At 63.0% G+C, this 19962-nt stretch carries 15 protein-coding genes and 1 riboswitch; of the genes, 5 read left to right on the top strand and 10 right to left on the bottom strand.

What is annotated here, in order from left to right:
* Positions 1–63 precede the first annotated feature (63 nt).
* From thiQ to thiB, 3 genes are all read right to left on the bottom strand, one after another.
* Positions 64–786, bottom strand: coding sequence for a thiamine ABC transporter ATP-binding protein (gene thiQ, locus Amn_RS25270; RefSeq protein WP_182574280.1), 723 nt, complete (start codon positions 784–786; stop codon positions 64–66).
* On the bottom strand, positions 783–2399 hold the full coding sequence (gene thiP / locus Amn_RS25265; protein WP_286293059.1) for a thiamine/thiamine pyrophosphate ABC transporter permease: 1617 nt from the start codon (positions 2397–2399) through the stop codon (positions 783–785). The genes thiQ and thiP overlap by 4 nt, the downstream gene beginning before the upstream one ends.
* A 247-nt stretch (positions 2400–2646) precedes the next feature.
* The gene (thiB, locus tag Amn_RS25260; protein ID WP_286293056.1) at positions 2647–3651 is read right to left on the bottom strand and encodes a thiamine ABC transporter substrate binding subunit; all 1005 of its coding nucleotides are present in this window, start codon (positions 3649–3651) and stop codon (positions 2647–2649) included.
* A 44-nt stretch (positions 3652–3695) separates the two neighbouring features.
* Positions 3696–3819, bottom strand: a riboswitch (TPP riboswitch).
* A 104-nt stretch (positions 3820–3923) separates the two neighbouring features.
* Here thiB and Amn_RS25255 point away from each other — a divergent pair.
* Both Amn_RS25255 and Amn_RS25250 read left to right on the top strand, forming a co-directional pair.
* On the top strand, positions 3924–4568 hold the full coding sequence (locus Amn_RS25255) for a thiamine diphosphokinase (protein ID WP_067966047.1): 645 nt from the start codon (positions 3924–3926) through the stop codon (positions 4566–4568).
* A gap of 3 nt (positions 4569–4571) precedes the next feature.
* Positions 4572–6386: an ABC-F family ATP-binding cassette domain-containing protein gene (locus Amn_RS25250; RefSeq protein WP_286293053.1), complete on the top strand. Its 1815-nt coding sequence runs from the start codon at positions 4572–4574 to the stop codon at positions 6384–6386.
* A gap of 7 nt (positions 6387–6393) precedes the next feature.
* Here Amn_RS25250 and Amn_RS25245 read toward each other — a convergent pair whose 3' ends face one another.
* The 3 genes from Amn_RS25245 to Amn_RS25235 all read right to left on the bottom strand — a co-directional run bounded on the left by Amn_RS25245 (position 6394) and on the right by Amn_RS25235 (position 10480).
* Complete coding sequence (locus tag Amn_RS25245; protein ID WP_286293050.1) at positions 6394–7332, bottom strand: homocysteine S-methyltransferase family protein; 939 nt, start codon at positions 7330–7332, stop codon at positions 6394–6396.
* A gap of 265 nt (positions 7333–7597) precedes the next feature.
* Entirely contained in the window at positions 7598–9106 is a 1509-nt protein-coding gene (locus tag Amn_RS25240) for a hypothetical protein (RefSeq protein WP_067956745.1), read from the bottom strand.
* A gap of 75 nt (positions 9107–9181) precedes the next feature.
* A complete protein-coding gene (locus Amn_RS25235) occupies positions 9182–10480 on the bottom strand; it encodes an adenylosuccinate synthase (RefSeq protein ID WP_067956749.1) in 1299 nt (432 codons plus the stop codon).
* Between the two features lie 195 nt (positions 10481–10675).
* Here Amn_RS25235 and Amn_RS25230 point away from each other — a divergent pair, with 195 nt between their 5' ends.
* Entirely contained in the window at positions 10676–11608 is a 933-nt protein-coding gene (locus Amn_RS25230) for a DMT family transporter (protein WP_154386624.1), read from the top strand.
* 53 nt (positions 11609–11661) lie between these two features.
* Here the strand turns inward: Amn_RS25230 and serA are convergent, their stop codons facing one another.
* The 4 genes from serA to Amn_RS25210 form a co-directional block, all read right to left on the bottom strand.
* A complete protein-coding gene (serA, locus tag Amn_RS25225; RefSeq protein ID WP_154386623.1) occupies positions 11662–13260 on the bottom strand; it encodes a phosphoglycerate dehydrogenase in 1599 nt (532 codons plus the stop codon).
* A 171-nt stretch (positions 13261–13431) separates the two neighbouring features.
* Complete coding sequence (locus Amn_RS25220; protein ID WP_263005816.1) at positions 13432–14607, bottom strand: phosphoserine transaminase; 1176 nt, start codon at positions 14605–14607, stop codon at positions 13432–13434.
* A 179-nt stretch (positions 14608–14786) separates the two neighbouring features.
* A complete protein-coding gene (locus Amn_RS25215) occupies positions 14787–14924 on the bottom strand; it encodes a hypothetical protein (RefSeq protein ID WP_169808307.1) in 138 nt (45 codons plus the stop codon).
* A gap of 78 nt (positions 14925–15002) precedes the next feature.
* Positions 15003–15338, bottom strand: a complete 336-nt coding sequence (locus Amn_RS25210; RefSeq protein WP_286293044.1) for a hypothetical protein — start codon at positions 15336–15338, stop codon at positions 15003–15005.
* A 29-nt stretch (positions 15339–15367) separates the two neighbouring features.
* Between Amn_RS25210 and Amn_RS25205 the strand changes: the two genes are divergently transcribed.
* Complete coding sequence (locus Amn_RS25205; protein WP_286293039.1) at positions 15368–19147, top strand: FkbM family methyltransferase; 3780 nt, start codon at positions 15368–15370, stop codon at positions 19145–19147.
* The gene (locus Amn_RS25200; RefSeq protein WP_286293036.1) at positions 19137–19913 is read left to right on the top strand and encodes a class I SAM-dependent methyltransferase; all 777 of its coding nucleotides are present in this window, start codon (positions 19137–19139) and stop codon (positions 19911–19913) included. Before Amn_RS25205 ends, Amn_RS25200 begins: the two co-directional genes overlap by 11 nt.
* Positions 19914–19962 lie beyond the last annotated feature (49 nt).

Genomic DNA, 19962 nt, shown 5'->3' with positions numbered 1-19962 from the left:
GCCAATGTGGCGATTTGGCTGTAAATTATGTCCGCTTCCGGGCAACCCGGCGTGATCGCGTCATCACCGTTCACCGCCGATATAGTGTCTGAACGCTTCAGGTCCAGCATTGGTGAAGAAATCCGCAGTCTTTCCAGCCGCCGCGACAGTGCCAGCCTCGACGAAAACCATGTTTTTAGCCAGTTTTCGGGCATCTTCGGGCTGGTGTGTCACGAAAAGCACGGTCATGCCGCGTTCTGCATGAAGGCTCGCCACGAGATCCAGCATATCCTCGCGCAATGCTGGTCCAAGCGAGGCAAAGGGTTCATCCAGCAGGAGAATCGGCCGGTCGCGGACAAGGACGCGCGCCAGCGCCACGCGCTGGCGTTCGCCGCCCGACAGTTCGCGGGGCAGGCGCTTCTCCATGCCGGCGAGGCCGACGCGTGTCAGTGCGGTTGCCACGTCCCGCCTGTCGGCAGTGGCCAGGCGCAGCGCAGGCGAGCGACCGAGCCCGACATTCTTCTCGACGTCGAGATGGGCAAAGAGGTTGTTTTCCTGGAAAACCATCGACACCGGCCGCTCGGATGGCGGTGCGATCGTCACGTCGACGTCGCCGATCAACACGCGGCCTTCGCGCGGTATCTCAAAGCCGGCGACGAGGTTGAGCAATGTCGACTTGCCGGCGCCGCTCGGTCCCATGATCGCGGTGATCTCGCCCGGTGCAAAGGTCACGTCGAAGCGCACCATGGTGTCGCTATAGCTGAACACCACATGGTCGAGGCGTACCGCGGCACTGGTCGAGGTCATTTCGCAGTCTCCCTGCCGAGGCGGTCGGCGAGCATTGTCAACGCCAGGCACAACAGGCCGAGCATCAATGCAAGTCCCGCCGCGTCATCGGTGCGGTAGCTGCCCATGCGGGCGAGCAAAAGGTAGGGCAAGGTCTGCACCGCGTCGCTGCCGAACAGCGCGATGACACCGAGATCGCCGAGCGACAGCGCCATGGCAAAGGAGAATGCCGTTGCAAGCGGGCGCTTGAGCACCGGCCAGTCGATCAACCGCAGCCTGTTCCAGCCTGAGATGCCGAGCTGGGCGCACAGCCTTTCGTGACGTTCGCTGGCCGCGTCATAGGCAGGGCGGACGGCGCGGACGGCAAATGGCATGGCCATAACGGCGTTGACGGTGACGACCATGAATGGCGCCAGCGAAAACACCTCGACCGACTGCCGCACCAGCACGAACCAGCCGGCACCGATGACGATCGGCGGCACCACCAATACGAAGCCGGCGCCGGTGTCGGTGAAGCGTTCGAGCAATGTCTTTTCGCCGCCTGTCCTGCTGCCGGCCAGTGCCCGGCGCGCCATGACGAGGGACAGCGCAAGCATGGTTGCGAGTGTTGCCGACAGCGTCGCAAGCACGATGCTGGTACGTGTCGCACGCTGCACCGCCGCTTCGCCGGCGAGGCGGCCGAGATTGGCCTCAAGCCCGGAGACGATTGTCGCCAGCATCGGCCCACCGACGAAGACGAGCGCCACAACGATGATGGCGGTGTTGAGCGCCTTCTCGCCGGTCTTTGCCTTGATGTAGTTGCGCTGGACCACCGGCAGGTTGGCGTCGCCGGTCGTGTTGGCACCGAGCCGCATCAGCGCCAGAACCACAACTGCCGTGAGCGCGATCTGCAGCAGGGTCAGGGCGACTGCGCGCGCGGGGTCGAAGTCGAAGCGCAACGCCTGATAGATCGCAACCTCAAGCGTTGTTGCGGCCGGGCCGCCGCCGAGCGTCAGCACGATGGTGAAGGAGGTGATGCACAGCATGAAAACGAGGCCCGCAATGCCGGGCAAGGCTGCTCGGATTGCCGGCCATTCGATCATGCGGAAGCTCGACCGTGCGCCCATGCCGAGCTGGCTCGCCAGCCGCCACTGGTCCGCCGGCACCGTCTGCAGCGCCTCCAGAATCAGCCGCGTCGCCAGTGGCAGGTTGAAGAAGACATGGGCAACGAGAATGCCGGACAGCCCATAGATGCCGGGCCAGGTGCCGCCGGTCAGCGCCGCCAACGGTTCAGCGAAATAGCCGGCGCGGCCGTAGAGCGACAGGATGCCAAGGGCTGCGACGATCGCCGGCAAGGCGAGGGGAACGGCAAACAGGCGCAGGATCAGCGCGCGGCCGGGAAAGGCGGGATGCCGTGCGAGCGCTCGGGCAACGAAGATCGCCGGCACAACCGACAGCAAGGTCGACAGCAGCGCCTGCCACAGGGTGAAACGGGCAATGCGGAAGAGATAGGAATCGAAGGCGTCGGCAGCACCTTGTGGATTGCGTGCGGCCTCGATGCCAAGACCGGCAAATGCGCCGCCGATCAGGATGCCGATGGCCGCCAGCGCGATGATGCCGGCGGCGATGCGGGGGTCTGTACGGCTCACCGACATGCAGGGCCGCGATTGGCTAGGCGCAGGTGCGGCAGCCGCGATGGGTCGCGCTCTGTCCCACCCTCCTCTGGCCTGCCGGCCATCTCCCCCGCAAGGGGGGAGATCAGCGGCTTGGATGCCCACGCACCACCGGCAACCTCTGGGGTTGGCGAGAGCCATTCCACTACCAATCTCCCCCCTTGCGGGGGAGATGGCCGGCAGGCCAGAAGGGGATGTTCAAGCGCAACCATGGCAGGTCGACAGAGCCTTACTTGCTCATCACGCCGAGCCACTCGTCGACCCAGGCCTTGCGGTTGGCAGCCACCTCGTCGGCGCTGAAGATCAGCGTCTTGGTCGGCTTCACCAGCTTGTCGAAGGCAGGGTTGAGCGGCTTGTCGGTCTTGCCGGCGGGCAGCATCCAGTTGGTTTCGGGTACGGCGTCCTGGAAGCCTGGGCTGGTCATGAAGGCCATGAACTTTTCGGCCAGCGGGTTCTTGGCGCCGGTCGTGGTGATGCCGGCGACTTCGATCTGCAGGTAGTGGCCTTCCTCGAATGACGCCGCCTGGTAACGCTCGGTGTTTTCGGCGACCATGTGGTAGGCTGGCGAGGTGGTGTAGGACAGCACCATCGGCGCCTCGCCCTTGGTGAACAGGCCATAGGCCTCGCTCCAGCCCGGGGTGACGGTCAGCACGCGGCCCTTAAGCTTGGCCCAGGCTTCCGGCGCCTTGTCGCCATAGACCGACTTGACCCAGAGCAGCAGGCCGAGGCCCGGCGTCGAGGTGCGCGGATCCTGGATCGCGATCTTTTCTTCCGGATTGCCCTCGACAAGTTCCTTCAGGCTTTTCGGCGGGTTCTTCAGCGTCTCGGTGTCATAGACGACGGCGAAGTAGCCGTAGTCGTAAGGAACGAAGGTGTCGTCCTTCCAGTCACCCGGAACCTTGACGTCGGCGCCGGCGGCACCATTCGGCGCAAACAGGCCGGTGGCCTTGGCTTCGGCTGTCAGGTTGGTGTCGAGGCCAAGCACGATGTCGGCCTTGGTCGATGCACCTTCGAGCTTGACGCGGTTGAGCAGTGCTACGCCATCGGCGACCGAGACGAAGTCGACAGTGCAGGCGCAGTCGGCTTCGAAGGCCTTCTTGACCTGCGGGCCGGGGCCCCACTCGGAGGTGAAGCTTTCATAGGTGTAGACGGTAAGCTTGCCTTCGGCAGCGGCAGGGAAAGCAACCGTGGCCAGCGCCAGGGCGGAAGTCATGGACAGGATCAACGAGCGCATCGGCGCCTCCTTCATTGGTGTTGAAAGGGAATTTGAAGCGCCGGGCGTCCGAAGCATCTAATCCCTCCGCCGGTACAAACCGGATCAGGTTCAGCGGGTTGGCCGGGACGGTTCCCTATGCCTCTCAGCCGGCACGCAATTGCGCGACCGGCACCCCGTTAGAGCGGTTCAACAAATAGGCTCGCGCATCAGGCCACGCAAGCGGTAGTTTGCCGGCCACCGACCACGCCGCGGCCTTCCGTTTCGGCTGCCGGGCTGGTAATGCGCATGCCATGACCCGGTTCACCATACTTCTCGGCGGCGAGCTTTTCCGCACCCCGCGCCTCGACCGCCAGGTGGCGGGCAGCAGGGTGATTGCGGCAGATGCCGGTATCCGCCATGCCGCCACGCTCGGGCTGATGCCGGAACTGTGGCTCGGCGACTTCGATTCCGTGCCGGTAGATCTCGACCCGCGTTTTGCCGACCTGCCGCGGGCGACCTTTCCGGCCGAAAAGGACAGGACCGACGGTGAACTGGCCATCGATGCCGCGCTTCGGCTCGGCGCGACCTCGCTGGTGCTTGTCGGCGCCTTCGGCGGCGCCCGCGCCGACCACGCCTTCCTTCATTTCGCCCTGGCGCTCAGGCTTGCCGAAGCCGGCATCGAGGTGCTGCTGAGCAGCGGGCGCCAGGAGGCTTTGCCGCTCCTGCCCGGCAGCGCTGGCTTCGACTATGAAGACGGCATGCTGTTTTCGGTGCTCGCCTTCTCCGAGCTGACCGGGCTGTCCGAACAGGGCGCCAAGTGGCCGCTCGACAATGTCGACGTGCCGTTCGGTTCGTCGCTGACCCTTTCCAATGAAGTGCGGGGTCCGTTGCGGATTTCGCTCGGCAGCGGCCGTGCCCTGCTCCTCGCTCATCCCTTTCCTGCCTCGGATTTCTGAAACATGGCGCCTCCGCTTCTCAATCTCGACGGCATCCGTCTGACCTTTGGCGGCACGCCGCTGCTCGATGGCGCCGCACTGACGGCCGCTGCCGGCGACAAGATCGCGCTTGTCGGCCGCAACGGCTCGGGCAAGTCGACGTTGCTCAAGATCGCGGCGGGCATGATCGAGCCGCAGGACGGCGTGGTGTTCCGCCAGCCGACGGCAACCATCCGCTACTTGCCGCAGATGCCCGACATGGAAGGCTTCGCCTCTGTCCGCGCCTATGTCGAAGCCGGGCTCGGACCTGCTGACGATCCGCATCGCGCCACCTATCTGCTCGACCATCTCGGCCTGACCGGCGAGGAGTCTCCGGCCGACCTGTCGGGCGGCGAGGCGCGCCGCGCAGCACTTGCCCGCGTCATGGCGCCCGAGCCCGACATCCTGCTGCTCGACGAGCCGACCAACCATCTCGACCTCTCGGTCATCGAATGGCTGGAAGAGGAACTGATCCGCACCTCCTCGGCACTGATCCTGATCTCGCACGACCGCCGTTTCCTCGAGCGCGTCAGCCGCAACACCGTCTGGCTCGATCGCGGCCAGACGCGCAGGCTCGACCGCGGCTTTGCCCATTTCGAGGAATGGCGGGACCAGATCCTGGAGGAAGAGGAGCGCGAGCAGCACAAGTTAGGCCGTCAGATCGTGCGCGAGGAGCATTGGCTGCGCTATGGCGTGACGGCGCGGCGCAAGCGCAACATGCGCCGTCTCGGCGAACTGCAGACGATGCGCCAGACGTTCCGCAGCCATCGCGGCGCCGAGGGCGTGGCAACCATGGTTGCGAGCGAGGCGGCAGAATCCGGCAAGCTTATCATCGAGGCCAAGAACATCGACAAGAGCTTTGGCGAGCTTTCAGTCGTCAAGGGTTTCTCGACCCGCATCCAGCGCGGTGATCGCGTCGGTCTCGTCGGTCCCAATGGCGCCGGCAAGACGACCTTGCTCAAGATGCTGACTGGCGAGATGGAGCCCGATGCCGGCAGCGTGCGGCTTGGCGTCAATCTGGAGATCGCCACCCTCGACCAGAAGCGCGAGGCGGTCGATCCGAACGAGACGCTGTCGAGCTACCTGACCGATGGCCGTGGCGAAAACCTCGTCATCAATGGCGAGCAGCGCCACGTCGTCTCCTACATGAAGGACTTCCTGTTCAAGCCCGAGCAGGCGCGGACGCCGGTGCGCGAACTCTCCGGCGGCGAACGTGCCCGGCTGATCCTGGCGCGCGTGCTGGCGCGTCCGGCAAACCTTCTGGTGCTCGACGAACCGACCAACGATCTCGATATGGAGACGCTGGAACTGCTTCAGGAACTGGTCGCCGGTTTCGCCGGCACCGTCATCCTGGTCAGTCACGACCGCGATTTCCTTGACCGCACCGTCACCAGCATCATTGCGCCCGACGGCGAGGGCCGCTGGATCGAGTATGCCGGCGGCTACGCCGACATGCTGGCCCAGCGCGGAGGCACCAAGCTCGACGACCGCAAGTCGCGCAAGGCAGCCAATGGCCAGGCCTCAGCCGGCCGCGGCGAAGCCGAAGTGCCCAAGGCCGCGTCCAAGAAGCTGTCGTTCAAGCAGAAGTTCGCGCTCGATAGCCTGCCCAAGAAGATGGAGGCAGTGACCGCCTCGATCTCGCGGCTGGAAAACCAGATCGCCGATCCAGCCTTCTACGAGCGCGATCCGCACGGTTTCCAGAAGACCATCGCCGCACTCGACAAGGAACGCACGACGCTCACCGCGCTTGAGGAGGAGTGGCTGGAACTCGAGATGTTGCGCGAGGAACTGGAAGGCTAGCCACAGCCTAGAGACAGGCTTCGCAGATCGCCGCGATATGGCGATGGTCGGTGCCGCAGCAGCCGCCAAGAACCTTGATGTGGCCGAAGCCGTCCCGCATTGCGCGATAACGGCGGGCGAGATCGTCAGGATCGCCGGGGTCGAGCTCTGTTGCGGCATCGAGTTCGGCGTGGCTTTTTGTCGATGCGTTTGCCCGCACGCCGCCAATGCGCTGGACCCAGCTGCCGGCTTCCGCCAGCACGCTCTGGAAATGGCTGGGATGGGCGCAGTTGATCATGAAGTAGGCGGGCGCGCCGTCGGTCTCGTCATCGACGATCTCGATCGCTTCCGCCAGGCTTTCGCCCGATGGCAATCGCCCGTCAGTCTCTACCGTAAAGGAAATCACCGATGGCAGGCCCGCTTCCATGGCGGCACAGGCGATGCCGACCGCTTCCTCGGGGTAGTTCATGGTCACGGCGCTGATCATGTCGGCTCCGGCGTCGCGGAATGCGACGACCTGGTCGCGATGATAGTCCGAGGCCTCGACCGGCGTCATCTTCATCTCGGGACGGTAGCCGTCGCCACGTGGGCCGACCACACCGTTGACCGGCACCGTCATGCCGCGGGCAACGTAAGGCGCCCGCAGCGCTTTCGCCTGTGCGACGGCGCGACGATTAATGTCCGAAAGTGCCGTGCGGGAGTAGCCCAGCTTCTCGCCCCAGTCGGGATTGGCCCGCCATGTCGGCGTGTCCAGCACGAAGCTCACCCCGTGTTGCTCGGCGATATCGAGAAAGCGCCTGAAATAGCCGTCGAGCCTGTCGCGGCCGGCCGCATCGAGCAACAGGGGAAACGCCGCGAAACACGGCAGGTCCATCCCGTCCAGGAAGACCAACGTTGTCTCGAGGCCGCCGTCGGTGAGTGCGACGGAAGCGCCGAGATGCGGAAGATCTGTCGTCGCAGCGCACATGATATACCGAAGGCGTTCGGCTTTCCGTCGGCTGGGTCATATCCGTCAGCCTGGACGCGGCCGAACGCGTTCTTCAGCCTAACATCTTACTTCAGGGGTTTCTACTTTAAGCCGCCGGCTGGAATCTCTGGCGTGAGACGACGCGCGAGGACCGAAAGGTACGTCTCGGTCGTCGTGCAAGCGGCGGTCATAGTTGCCCTGCAGGCGCGCCGTTCCAAGGCTACTGACGCGGAGGATGATCATCCGCGCCAGCGAAAGCTCCAGATCAGCCGGCTTCCTTGGCCTGCCAGGCCTTCATCGCGTCTTCGAACACCTTGTCGCCCGGGATGCCCTTTTCGAGCGTGAACAGCGCGCGGCGGCCCGACTTGTAGACGACCGGCACGTCGATCCAGCTCTGGCGACGCAGGAGGTTCAGATTGGCGTCGACCTCGGCCTTGGTGTCGTTGAGCGCTACGAGGAAGAAGCCGTCGGCGATCTTGGCCGGAATGCCGAGCAGCGAATTGCCGGCGTCCTGTTCCGAGCTCTTCATCGCCACGCGCAGGATGTTCTCGATGCCGCCGCCGTCAAAGCCCTGAGGCGTCAGGAAGATCATTTCCAGGATATGGCTCGCCGGCAGCGTCTTGTCGGCGTTACGGCGGATGGTCATGCGCAACTGGATGTCCTTGCCGGGGATTGTCGCTTCGGCGCGGATGGCAGGCTCGGGCGGCAGGTCGCCGCCGGGCGATTCCTGTACCACCGTCCAGACGACGGAACCCGGCTCAGCCGAGCCTTGGGCGACGTTGGTGCGCTCTTCGTAGAAGATCGCCTTCTGGCCGACGGCCACGGGTGCGTTTTCGCCTGCCGCAGGCGTTGTCGTCGCCGGTGTTCCCTCGGCGGGTGTTGCGGGCGTGGCAGGGGTTGCCGGCGCGGTCTCGGGCGTCGCCGGTGGCGTTGCCGGAGCCGGCTGGGTCAGTGCTGCAACCGAGGTGCCTTCGCCGACGGTGTTGCTGCCGCTGGCCGGACCAGGATCGACCTCCTTGCCATCCGCGGTCATGCGCTGGGTGAACTTGCCGGGCTCGTCGCTTGCCGGCGCTTGTGCTGCCTGGCCGCCATTGGCGGGCGGAGGAGTGGCTGCTTCATTCGTTGGCGGGGGCGTTTCCGCCGCCGTGTCGCTGCCACTGCCGACAAAGGCATCGCGGTTGGACCACAGCGCATAGCCGCCGGCGCCGACCACCACCACGGCAAGTGCCGCTGCGATCAGGCCGCCGCTGATGCGCTTGCGCGGCTTCTGCCGCGTGTTGGCGAATGGATCGCCATTGTTGGCTGCGGCGTCGCCGAAGTTGTTGTCGCCTTCGCCGTCCTGCGCTTCGTCATCGTCGCTTGCCGAGAAGTCGGGCAGGGGCTCGCGCTGCTGCGGCGTGTAGGCCGGAATGGGGTCTGCGGCAGGCGGTGGCGCGACCGGGGTCACCGGGCTGCGTGGCTCCGGTGCAGGTGCTGCCCTGGTATAGGCCGGCTGATCCTTGTTGCGGGCGATCGAGGTAAAGACGTTTTCCAGCTCGGCCAGCGGATCGTCTTCCACAACGGGCGGATGGAATTCCGCCTCGACGATCGCGATCGCGTCCTCGAGCGACTTGGTCTGGCGTTCGGCAACGGCTGCGGGCGGCTGCGGGTTGAGCGCGGCGAGCTTGGCCGCGATGGTGCTGCGGGCCTTGTCATACACCCGCGCGCGCATCGCCGGCGTGGTGTCGCCCATGCCATCCAGCGTCTTTTTCAGAACCGCTACGAAGTCTGCCATTCTCTCGTCGACCTATCTCTTCTTCTGGGCCGCGGCGATTCCGGCGGCAAATCAGCCGCCGGAAAGTTGCCAAAACTAGTCTTCAAACGGATCGGTCACAAGTATCGTGTCATCCCGCTCCGGGCTGGTGGAAAGCATGGCCACCGGGGCGCCGATCAGCTCCTCGATGTAGCGCACATACTTTACCGCCTGGGCCGGCAGGTCGTTCCAGCTGCGGGCGCCCGCGGTGGTGCCCTTCCAGCCTTCCAGCGTCTCGTAGACCGGCTCGACACGCGCCTGGGCGCCCTGGCTCGCCGGCAGGTAGTCGATCAGTTCGCCGTCGAGCATATAGCCGGTGCAGACCTTGATCTCGTCGAGACCGTCGAGCACGTCGAGCTTGGTCAAGGCGATGCCCTTGATGCCGTTGACGGCAACCGCCTGGCGCACCAGCACGGCATCGAACCAGCCGCAGCGGCGCTTGCGGCCGGTGACGACGCCGAATTCGTGGCCGCGGGTGCCGAGGAATTCGCCGACTTCGTTCTGTTGCTCGGTCGGGAAGGGGCCCTCGCCGACGCGGGTGGTGTAGGCCTTGGTGATGCCGAGCACGTAGTGGATCGAGCCCGGGCCCATGCCGGAACCCGCTGCCGCCTGGCCGGCGACTGTGTTCGACGAGGTCACGAACGGATAGGTGCCGTGGTCGATGTCGAGCAGGGTGCCCTGGGCGCCTTCGAACAGGATGCGTTCGCCGGCGCGACGCTTGTCGTCGAGCACCTTCCAGACGCGGTCCATGTAGGGCAGGATCTTGTCGGCGATCGAGGTCAGCTCGGCCATGATGACGTCGTGCGTCACCTCGGGATGGCCAAGCCCGCGGCGCATGGCATTGTGGTGCGTCAGCAAACGGTCGACCTTCTGGGGGAGCGTTTCCAAATCCGCCAAGTCCATCACCCTGACGGCACGGCGGCCCACCTTGTCTTCGTAGGCGGGGCCGATGCCGCGACGGGTCGTGCCAATCTTCGTTCCGGAATTGGAGGCGGCGTCCTCGCGGAAGCCATCCAGCTCACGATGCAGCGACAGGATAAGCGCGGTGTTTTCGGCTATTTTCAGGCGATCGGGGCCGATCTCGACGCCCTGGGCGCGGATTTTCTCGATCTCGGCGACAAAGGCATGCGGGTCGAAGACGACGCCATTGCCGATGATCGACAGCTTGCCCTCGCGCACGACGCCGGATGGCAGCAGCGACAGCTTGTAGACCACACCGTCGACCACCAGCGTATGGCCGGCATTATGCCCGCCCTGGAAACGCACCACCACATCGGCGCGCTCCGACAGCCAGTCGACGATCTTGCCCTTGCCTTCGTCGCCCCACTGGGAACCGACGACCACCACATTGGCCATAATATTTTCCTTCCGACATCGCGGCTGAGGCCGCGAACAGTGCAAAATGACAGGCCTCTATAACGCCAAGCAATTGGATGTGCGACCTTTCTTTGCCGCCTCAGGCACAACAAATTCAGCCTTTGGGCGCATTTACATGCCGACAGCCAGCACCTAGGCCGGCATGGTGCCCCTCGCCAGCGAAAGTCCGGCCGCATGCATCGAAACGCCTATGTCCTGCTGTTGGCGACCACCCTGTTCTGGGGTGGCAATGCGGTGGCGGGCAAGCTTGCCGTGGGCCACGCCTCGCCGATGCTTTTGACCTCGTTGCGCTGGGCGTTCGCCGCCGCATTTCTCGGCGCCGTCGGCTGGTCCAGGCTCCGGGTGGACTGGGCGGTGGCGCGCAGGCAGCTCTGGCTGCTTGTCGCCTTGGGCGGGTTAGGCTTCACCGCCTTCAATGCCGCCCTCTACTCCGCGCTCAATTTCACCTCGGCCATCAATGCCAGCATCGAGCAGGCGGGCATGCCCATGGTCATCTTTGCCGCCAACTTCATCCTGTTTCGCATGCGGGTCAGCTGGGGCCAGATTCTGGGCTTCCTGTTGTCGCTGACAGGCATCGCGCTGACCGCCAGCCATGGCGATCTCAGGAGCTTGCTCGCGCTCGACATGAATTTCGGCGATGCGCTGATGCTGATCGCCGTTCTCGTCTACAGTGCCTACACAGTTGCGCTGCGCTTCAAGCCGGACATCCACTGGCTGAGCCTGATGATCGTCATGACATCGGCCGCCTTCGTCACCTCGCTTCCGTTCGTCGCCTGGGAAATCGGCACTGGCAGGGCCATCGCGCCCGATGCGACGGGCTGGGCGATCACCGCCTACATGGTGCTGTTTCCCTCGATCCTGGCGCAGATCTTCTACATCAGGGGTGTCGAACTCATCGGCGCCAATCGTGCGGGCCTGTTCATCAACATGGTGCCGATCTTCGGCACGTTGTTGTCGGTGATGATCATCGGCGAGGACTTCCAGCTCTACCACGCAGTCGCCATCGTGCTGGTGCTTGGCGGCATCTGGCTTGCCGAGCACTCCGGGCGGAAAATGGCGAGCGCCGAGGAGCTTTTGGCTGCCGAAGAACACAGCTCCGATGCCTGAAAAGAAAAGGCGCGGGGATCGGCCCGCGCCCTTTGGTGCCTTGGGAGGCTTTGTCAGATCCCGTTGATGTCGAACTGCAGGCGCTTGGCCGAGTCGATCGACTTGTGGTCGCGCACCTTGGCGAGCACGTCTTCGGGGAACGGTGCGTCGAGATAGAGCAAGGCGATCGCATTGCCACCCGGCCGGTCGCGGCCGAGCTGGAAGTTGGCGATGTTGACGCCGCTCTCGCCGCACACGGTGCCGAGCAGGCCGATGATGCCAGGCGCGTCGGCGTTGGTGGTGTAGAGCATGTGTTGGCCGACCTCGGCATCGAGATTGATGCCCTTGATCTGGATGAAACGCGGCTTGCCGTCGGAGAAGCACGTGCCGGCGATCGAGCGCGTCATATGCTCGGTCTTCACGCTCAGCTTGATATATCCGTCGAACACGCCCGACTTGTCGCGCTTGACCTCGGCGACGATGATGCCGCGCTCCTTCACCATGATCGGCGCCGACACCATGTTGACGTCGGAGACCTGCGGCCGGATCAGGCCGGCGAGCGCAGCACTGATCAGCGCCTTGGTGTTCATCTGTGCGGTCTGGCCGTCGAACAGGATCTCGACCTCGGTGATCGGGTCTTCCGTCACCTGGCCGACAAAGGCGCCGAGCACTTCGGCGAGCTTGACGAAGGGCTTGAGCCGCGGCGCTTCCTCAGCGGTGATGGACGGCATGTTGATGGCGTTGGAAACAGCACCCTTGACCAGATAGTCGGCCATCTGCTCGGCCACCTGCAAGGCGACGTTCTCCTGCGCTTCCGATGTCGAGGCGCCGAGATGCGGGGTGCAGACGACGTTGTCCATGCCGAACAGTTCGTTTTGCTCAGCCGGTTCCACCTCGAACACGTCGATGCCGGCGCCTGCCACCTTGCCGCTTTTCAGGCCGGCGATCAGGTCCTTCTCGACGATCAGGCCGCCGCGGGCGCAGTTGATGATGCGCACGCCCGTCTTCATCTTGGCGATGGACTCGGCGTTGATGATGTTGCGCGTCTTGTCGGTCAGTGGCGTATGCAGCGTGATGAAGTCGGCGCGGGCGAACAGCTCGTCGAGCTCGACCTTTTCGACGCCGAGTTCTTCGGCGCGATGCTCGGACAGGAACGGATCGAAGGCAACGACATGCATCTTGAGGCCGACGGCGCGCGTGGCGACGATCGAGCCGATGTTGCCGCAGCCGATCAGGCCGAGCGTCTTGCCGGTGATCTCGACGCCCATGAAGCGGTTCTTCTCCCACTTGCCGGCATGGGTCGAGGCATTGGCCTCGGGCAACTGGCGGGCGACCGCGAACATCAGCGCGATGGCGTGTTCGGCGGTGGTGATCGAATTGCCGAAGGGCGTGTTCATGACGATGATACCGCGCCGCGAGGCGGCAGGAATATCGACATTGTCGACGCCTATGCCGGCGCGGCCGATGACCTTGAGATTGGTCGCTGCAGCGATCAGCTTTTCGGTGACCTTGGTCGCCGAGCGGATGGCCAGGCCGTCATATTGGCCGATGACTTCGAGCAGCTTTTCCTTGTCCTTGCCGAGGTCGGGCAGGTAGTCGACCTCGACGCCACGATCCTTGAAAATCTGGACGGCGGTGGTGGAGAGTTTGTCGGAAACGAGAACGCGAGGCATGGGTCTTAATCCCTTTGCGATTGGTCTGCCTCCCCCTTGTGGGGAGGTCGGTCGCGAAGCGACCGGGTGGGGGAATGGGTTGAACGCGGGGATGGGAGCAAAGTCTCATGCGCCCCCAATCCCAATCCGCCGTGCGGATCGACCTCCCCCGCGCGGGGGAGGGCAAGGGCGTCAGGCCGCAGCCTTGAGCGCTGCCTTCTGGTTGGCGAAGGCCCAGTCGAGCCAGGGCATCAGCGCCACCAGATCGGACGTCTCGACGGTGGCGCCGGCCCAAATGCGCAGGCCGGGAGGCGCGTCGCGATAGGCGCCGATGTCGAAGGCGACGCCTTCCTTTTCCAGCGCCGAGACCATGCCCTTGGCGAAGGCCGCCTGACCGTCCTTGTCGAGAGCGGCGACCTCAGGGTCGACGATCGACAGGCAGACCGAGGTGTTGGAGCGCGTCTCCGCAACGACGGCCAGGTTGGCGAGCCAGCCGGACTTTTCGACGAACGCGTCGATGGCCGCGAAGTTCGCGTCGGCGCGGGCAACCAGCGCATCGAGGCCGCCCAGGCCCTTGGCCCAATTCAGCGCGTCGAGATAATCCTCGACGCAGAGCATCGACGGGGTGTTGATGGTCTCGCCCTTGAAGATGCCTTCGATCAGCTTGCCGCCCGAGGTCAGGCGGAAGATCTTGGGCAGCGGCCAGGCCGGCTTGTAGCTCTCGAGCCGCTCGACGGCGCGCGGGCTGAGGATCAGCATGCCGTGCGCGCCTTCGCCACCGAGCACCTTCTGCCAGGAGAAGGTGACGACGTCGAGCTTCCGGAAATCGAGCTTCTGGGCGAACGCCGCCGATGTGGCGTCGCAGATGGTCAGGCCCTTGCGGTCGGCGGGGACGAAGTCGCCATTGGCGACGCGCACGCCCGAGGTCGTGCCGTTCCAGGTGAAGACGACGTCGCGGTCGAAATCGACCTTGCCGAGATCGGGCAGCTCGCCATAGGGCGCCTCGAACTTGCGCACGTCTTCGATCTTGAGCTGCTTGACAACGTCGGTGACCCAGCCGGCGCCGAAGCTCTCCCAGGCGACCATGTCGATGCCACGTTCGCCGAGCAGCGACCACATCGCCATCTCGACGGCGCCGGTGTCGGAAGCCGGAACGATGCCGATGCGGTAGTCCGATGGGACCTGGAGAACTTCGCGGGTCAGCGCGATGGCCTGCTCGAGCTTGGTCTTGCCGATCTTGGCACGGTGCGAGCGGCCGAGCGGCGCGTCAGCGAGGGCCTGGAGCGACCAGCCGGGACGTTTTGCGCAGGGACCTGAGGAGAAATTGGGGTTTGCCGGACGGAGTCCGGGTTTGGCGACGATCGTCATCGTGGTTCTATCCTTCCAGATAGTTGGCCCCTCGTTGGGGAGGGGTGGCCCACGGACGGCGATATGCGTTTAGCGTTCGGGCGTCAAGAGGAAAGTTTCTGTCGCAAAGAGGACATGCCGTGACGGTGCGGAAATGCAGGCAGCGCTGGTCGCCGACCGGGCATGCCCGCAATCGCCACCTACTCTGCCGGCAGATAGCCCGCATGGACCAGATGGTCGTGCAGCAACTCCCGGATGGCTTCCTGCCGGCTGGCGTCGCTCTGCTTGTTGCGGCGATATTCGTCCACGGCGTCCAGCACGGTCGATGGAAACCTCATATGCACGGCCTCGGTCCCCGCCGGCCGCCGCCCTCGTTTCGGAAGTTGTTCACGCAAGTCCGCCCCCCCAAGTGAAGTCTAATTTAGAGAATCGTAAATTCTGAAAGATGAAATTGCAATAACGAAGTGGCTGGTGGGAAGGTGGCGGAAATGCCTCCAACGCTCTTTGTGGGCACTGGGGAAACCTGCTTGCGACGCGCGCGACTTCTCCGTACCGAGCGTGCTTACAGCCGTTGCGTCGGTGGCGATACGTGTCATGTGGCCCGATACGGCGCCGATGCCATGTTGGGAATGCAGCCTGTCTGCAATGTCTACTTGGCCGAAGCGGATGCGCTGGATATAAGCCCGTTGGTCGATGTTAGTGGATAGGTTCTCGACTCGCCGCCAAGCACGTGATTGGTCGGAGGTGCGCATGCCAGGGATTTCAAGAGAGTAGCTGCGGAATGAAAGCGACCACGGGGACAACAGAGTTCTCCACTCGATATGGGCCTGTGTTTATCAAGGTACACGATCGTCCGATTGCGGATTCGTTGTCCAAGTACGGCGAGTGGGCGCAGATCGAGATCGACTTCCTTGCCCAGTTCATCTCGCCATGCAGTCTTGTCCTGGATGTTGGCGGCCATGTCGGGCTTCACGCGCGTGCCTTTGCCAGCCTCTCCAAGGGCGTGAGGGTCCATTCTTTTGAAGCGCAGCCGCAATTGGCGAGCCTGTTGTCGCGCAACGCTGGACAATTCGATGGGCAGATCAGTGTTCACGCGGTGGCTATCGGCGAGAAAGCCGGGCACGCATTTATCGGCAGGTTGCCTGACGATCGAAACGTGAATGCAGGGGCACAATCGGTTAGAACTGTTGCCGGCTCAAATGACATCGCCGTGGAAGTCAGGGCGATTGACGACTATCAGTTCGACCAGGTTGACTTCATCAAGATGGATATCGAAGGTTATGAGTCGCTGGCGCTGAAAGGAGCCTTCAAGACGATCAGTCGCGACAAACCGGCAATCTTCTGCGAAGTGAACTCGATTGGGCATGCCTCGGGCCTGTTTGATGTGATGTCCGCACATGACTATGCCGCGTACTTCGTGTCGACGTCCGCCTACAACGCCCAAAACAGCAATGGTGATCCGGAGAACATGTTCGGCGTCGCGCATGAGACAGCGTTGCTGTTCCTGCCGGCGGATCGCCAGGCCCCGTCACAGGAACGCGCCAGCGTGTGCAAGCGGGTGGATGGCATTGATGAACTGGTGCCGCACTTCGTTGCTGCTCCGCGCTACGGCGACGATACGGACCACGACAGGAATTGGGTCGCGCTCAATGAAGAGCTGGCAGGCGTAAAGCGTATGCTTGCCGAGGCAAGAGCGGCGGCAGAGTCGTCTCATGCCGATGCTGCGAACCGTGACCGCAAGTCGGTCGCCCTCACTGAAGAGCTGGCGGCCGCAAAGCGTACACGCTCCGAAGCGGACACTGCCGCAGTGCCTCGCTATGCGGATGATGCGGATCACGACCGGGATCGACCCCTCGATGAACAGCTGGCAGCTGCAAAGCGCGCGCTGGCCGAGGCCAGGGCCGCCATATCCCGGCATCAAGCCGAAGCTGCTAAACACCGAAGCGAAATCGCGCGGCTCAATGAGGCAGCCAGCCTGTATCGCATTCGCCATGACCGCCTGTCTGAATATATTTCGGACGGACAGCTGGCCGCACGTCGGCGCAGTGCACTGGGAACCCTGGCGCGTAAGTTCGGACATTCGGAACTCGCGCAGATCTGTCGAACTCTGGTCAATTCGGGACTGTTTGACCGCAAGTGGTACAAGGACAGCTACCCGGATGTCGGCGCCTCCCGGCATGAGCCGGTGGTCCACTATGTGCTTTTCGGCGCCTATGAAGGGCGCGATCCATGCAAAGGCTTTGATACTTCCTACTACCTTGAAAACAATGCGGACATTCGCAACTGGGGCGGAAACCCGCTGCTGCATTACATCGAGCGTGGCGAGAAGGAGGGCAGGTGGCCGAACGAAAACTTCGATCCCGCATCCTATCTCAATGCCAATCCGAATGCGGACAGGACGAAGATGCTGCTAAGCCAGCATCTTCAGGGCGCCGGTCGCGACGACCATTTCAAGCCGTCATTTCGCCCGGCAGCTCCAGACTGGGGTGATTTCGAGGCGTTGGCCGCTCATATCGCTGCTCCCGTCGCGTCGTCTGCCACGGTTGACGTGATTGTTCCTGTCTATCGCGGCTACGACGACACGCTGGCTTGCATCATGTCGGTGCTGATGAGCACGAACAGGACCGATCTCGAGCTGATCGTTGTCGATGATGCCTCGCCGGAGCCCGAGCTGTCGCGCGCGCTCGATCGGCTTGCCGGGATGGGCCTCATCACGCTGCTGCGAAACCAGAAGAATTTGGGTTTTGTCGCGACAGTGAACCGCGGCATCGCCCTGCATCCCGATCGTGACGTGCTGTTGTTGAACAGCGATACCCTGGTCTTCAACGACTGGCTCGACCGGCTTAAAGATCACGTCACGGGTGGCGAGGTGGCGACTGTGACGCCGTTCACCAACAACGGCACGATCTGTAGCTATCCGAAATTCTGCAAGGACAATCCGGGCGAACTGGATGTTCCCTTTGCCAAGATCGACGAGTATGCGGCTGCGGCAAACCGGGGCACCGCAGTCGAGGTGCCGACGGGTGTCGGCTTCTGCATGTATGTGACGCGCGCAACATTCACGAAGATCGGCGATTTGGACGTCAAGACCTTTGGCCGCGGCTATGGCGAGGAGAATGATTTCTGCGTTCGGGCCGAGGCGCAGAACATGCGCAACTTGCACGCGCTGGATGTCTTTGTCTTCCATTCAGGCGAGACGTCATTCAGCTCGGGGGCTGCACAGGCCAAGAAGGACGGCTACCGCGCGCTGGTCAAGAAGCACCCTCAATACCCCGGCGCTGTCGCGCGTTACCTCTCTGCCGATCCCGCCAAAGCTGCGCGTGCACGGCTGGACATCGCCCGTCTGGTCGAGGGTCGACTTGCTCGTGTCGTGCTTTGCTTTACCCACGGCTGGGGTGGCGGCATCGATCGCTACCTTGCTGACCGTGCGGCTGCCGGCATGTCGAGTGGAGAAGCGCTGCTATGTGCCGTGCCCGTGCGGGATGGCACGGCGTTCAGAATCACCAATGTCGCATCGCGGGGCGATTTCGCAAATCTCGAACCCTTTGCGGTGGAAGGCAGCGTTTCGACGCTTGCCGAGCAACTCCGGGGCATCGTTTCGCATATCGAGGTCCACAGCACAGTTCGCTGGTCAAGCAAGATCCTCGATCTGGTTCCGGATCTGGCGCGCGAGCTGGGCGTAACATATGGCGTCATGCTGCATGACTATGTGCCCGTCTGCCCCCAGATAACCCTGATCGACAGCTCGGGGCACTATTGCGGTGAAACAGGATCCGAGCAGTGCAACCGGTGCATCGGTGAAAACCCCACATCCCCCAGCACCATTCATCCTGACTGGCATTCCGCCGACATGGCGGACATCGACGCCTGGCGGCAGCGATACAGTGACTTCATTTCGGGAGCCGATGAAGTGGCCGCGCCGAGCCAGGACGTCATCCAGCGCATGGCGCGCTATCATCCCGGTCGCGAAATCGTCCTGCGTCCGCACGCCGAGTCGGACAGGCCGTTTGCCCGTAAGGTTGCTCTTCCATACGTAGGCGGCGTGCTGAAAGTCGTCACCATCGGTGCCATCGGCGACCACAAGGGCGCCCGCATATTGGAAGCCTGCATCGACGACGCCCGAAACCGTGAGCTTCCCATCGCGTTTTCGATCGTTGGATTTACGAGCAGCCAAAAGCTCAATGGCTCGTCGGAAATCCAGATCACCGGCGGTTACAAAGAGGATCAGGTGTTCGACGCGCTTGACGACGTGAAAGCGCATGTAGCGCTTTTGCCTTCCGTCTGGCCGGAGACCTATTCCTATACCCTGTCCATAGCGTTGGAGGCAGGCTACCCGGTCTGCACGTTCGACATGGGAGCCCCTGCCGAGCGCCTGCGCGCCCTGCGTAAGGGGTTGCTCCTGCCGCTGGAAACGATGTCGGATCCAGCCAAGATCAATGATGTGCTCATCGAAGCGTTCATCCGGGATCGTCCACGGACCTCGAGTGGTATGCCCGAGGCAACTCCCCTGCATGAACAATTGTCCCAGAGAACATCGGAAGGACTAAAGAATGTTTCGTAAAAAAGTCGAAAAGTTTCCCGATGGTGTCGCGGAAAGACGTCATGAGGATACCGATTTTTATAATGAGATAGTGACAAAAATCCCTGGGTGGCTTGAAGAAGCGACTGCATTTAGAACGTTTGATATTTTACGTTGGCAGGAAGAAGGCGGCGTCAAGGGTCCAATATTTGAAATTGGTGTTTTCGCTGGAAGGTACTTCAGTATCCTGGCTAGATCTGCCGCGCGCAATGGAAATCCTATCTTAGGCCTAGATACCTTCCAATATGTCACCCGCCCGGCGGTTCATCATCATCTTGAATCGATTAAGCATCTTGGTGCAGACATACGATTTGTCGAGGGGTTTTCCACATCGTATGGCGCGGCGGAATTGCTTGCGTTGATGGATGGCGGAAGGCCGCGCTTCATAAGCATCGATGGGTCGCACGAACGTGATGACGTGTTCTGGGATCTCCGTTTGGCTGAAGACCTCCTGGCACAAAAGGGCGTTGTTGCTGTTGATGATTTCATCAATCCGCTCACGCTGGGCGTGAATGATGCAGTGAACGCTTTCTTCGCTTTCCCGCGAAATTTGGCGCCGTTCGCATACATCCGCAACAAGCTGTTTCTATGTCGCCCCAGCCATGCCGGGGCGGCAACGGCTTTCGTTGAATCGGCATTGATGAAGGCTCAAGACGCGACCAGCGAAAAGTGGAGGCAAGACGCAGCGGCTGACAGGAACAGAGTCGAGGCGCGCATGTGGGGAAAGAGCTTTCTGATCGTGTGCTAGATTTCCGGCTCAGATGATCAACGAACTGCGCATTTTGATCGCATTCGCC

It is taken from the genome of Aminobacter sp. Y103A, from assembly GCF_030294925.1.
Classification (GTDB): domain Bacteria; phylum Pseudomonadota; class Alphaproteobacteria; order Rhizobiales; family Rhizobiaceae; genus Aminobacter; species Aminobacter ciceronei.
This window is presented reverse-complemented; position numbering and strand designations above follow the sequence as displayed.

Bases quoted from the DNA above. Each gene is read 5' to 3' on its own strand.
- Amn_RS25210 (WP_286293044.1), bottom strand. From the start codon at position 15,338: ATGCGCACCTCCGACCAATCACGTGCTTGGCGGCGAGTCGAGAACCTA.
- Amn_RS25220 (WP_263005816.1), bottom strand. From the start codon at position 14,607: ATGACGATCGTCGCCAAACCCGGACTCCGTCCGGCAAACCCCAATTTC.
- Amn_RS25245 (WP_286293050.1), bottom strand. From the start codon at position 7,332: ATGTGCGCTGCGACGACAGATCTTCCGCATCTCGGCGCTTCCGTCGCA.
- Amn_RS25235 (WP_067956749.1), bottom strand. From the start codon at position 10,480: ATGGCCAATGTGGTGGTCGTCGGTTCCCAGTGGGGCGACGAAGGCAAG.
- thiQ (WP_182574280.1), bottom strand. From the start codon at position 786: ATGACCTCGACCAGTGCCGCGGTACGCCTCGACCATGTGGTGTTCAGC.
- serA (WP_154386623.1), bottom strand. From the start codon at position 13,260: ATGCCTCGCGTTCTCGTTTCCGACAAACTCTCCACCACCGCCGTCCAG.
- Amn_RS25240 (WP_067956745.1), bottom strand. From the start codon at position 9,106: ATGGCAGACTTCGTAGCGGTTCTGAAAAAGACGCTGGATGGCATGGGC.
- Amn_RS25250 (WP_286293053.1), top strand. From the start codon at position 4,572: ATGGCGCCTCCGCTTCTCAATCTCGACGGCATCCGTCTGACCTTTGGC.
- Amn_RS25200 (WP_286293036.1), top strand. From the start codon at position 19,137: ATGTTTCGTAAAAAAGTCGAAAAGTTTCCCGATGGTGTCGCGGAAAGA.
- Amn_RS25255 (WP_067966047.1), top strand. From the start codon at position 3,924: ATGACCCGGTTCACCATACTTCTCGGCGGCGAGCTTTTCCGCACCCCG.
- Amn_RS25205 (WP_286293039.1), top strand. From the start codon at position 15,368: ATGAAAGCGACCACGGGGACAACAGAGTTCTCCACTCGATATGGGCCT.
- Amn_RS25230 (WP_154386624.1), top strand. From the start codon at position 10,676: ATGCATCGAAACGCCTATGTCCTGCTGTTGGCGACCACCCTGTTCTGG.
- thiP (WP_286293059.1), bottom strand. From the start codon at position 2,399: ATGTCGGTGAGCCGTACAGACCCCCGCATCGCCGCCGGCATCATCGCG.
- thiB (WP_286293056.1), bottom strand. From the start codon at position 3,651: ATGCGCTCGTTGATCCTGTCCATGACTTCCGCCCTGGCGCTGGCCACG.
- Amn_RS25215 (WP_169808307.1), bottom strand. From the start codon at position 14,924: ATGAGGTTTCCATCGACCGTGCTGGACGCCGTGGACGAATATCGCCGC.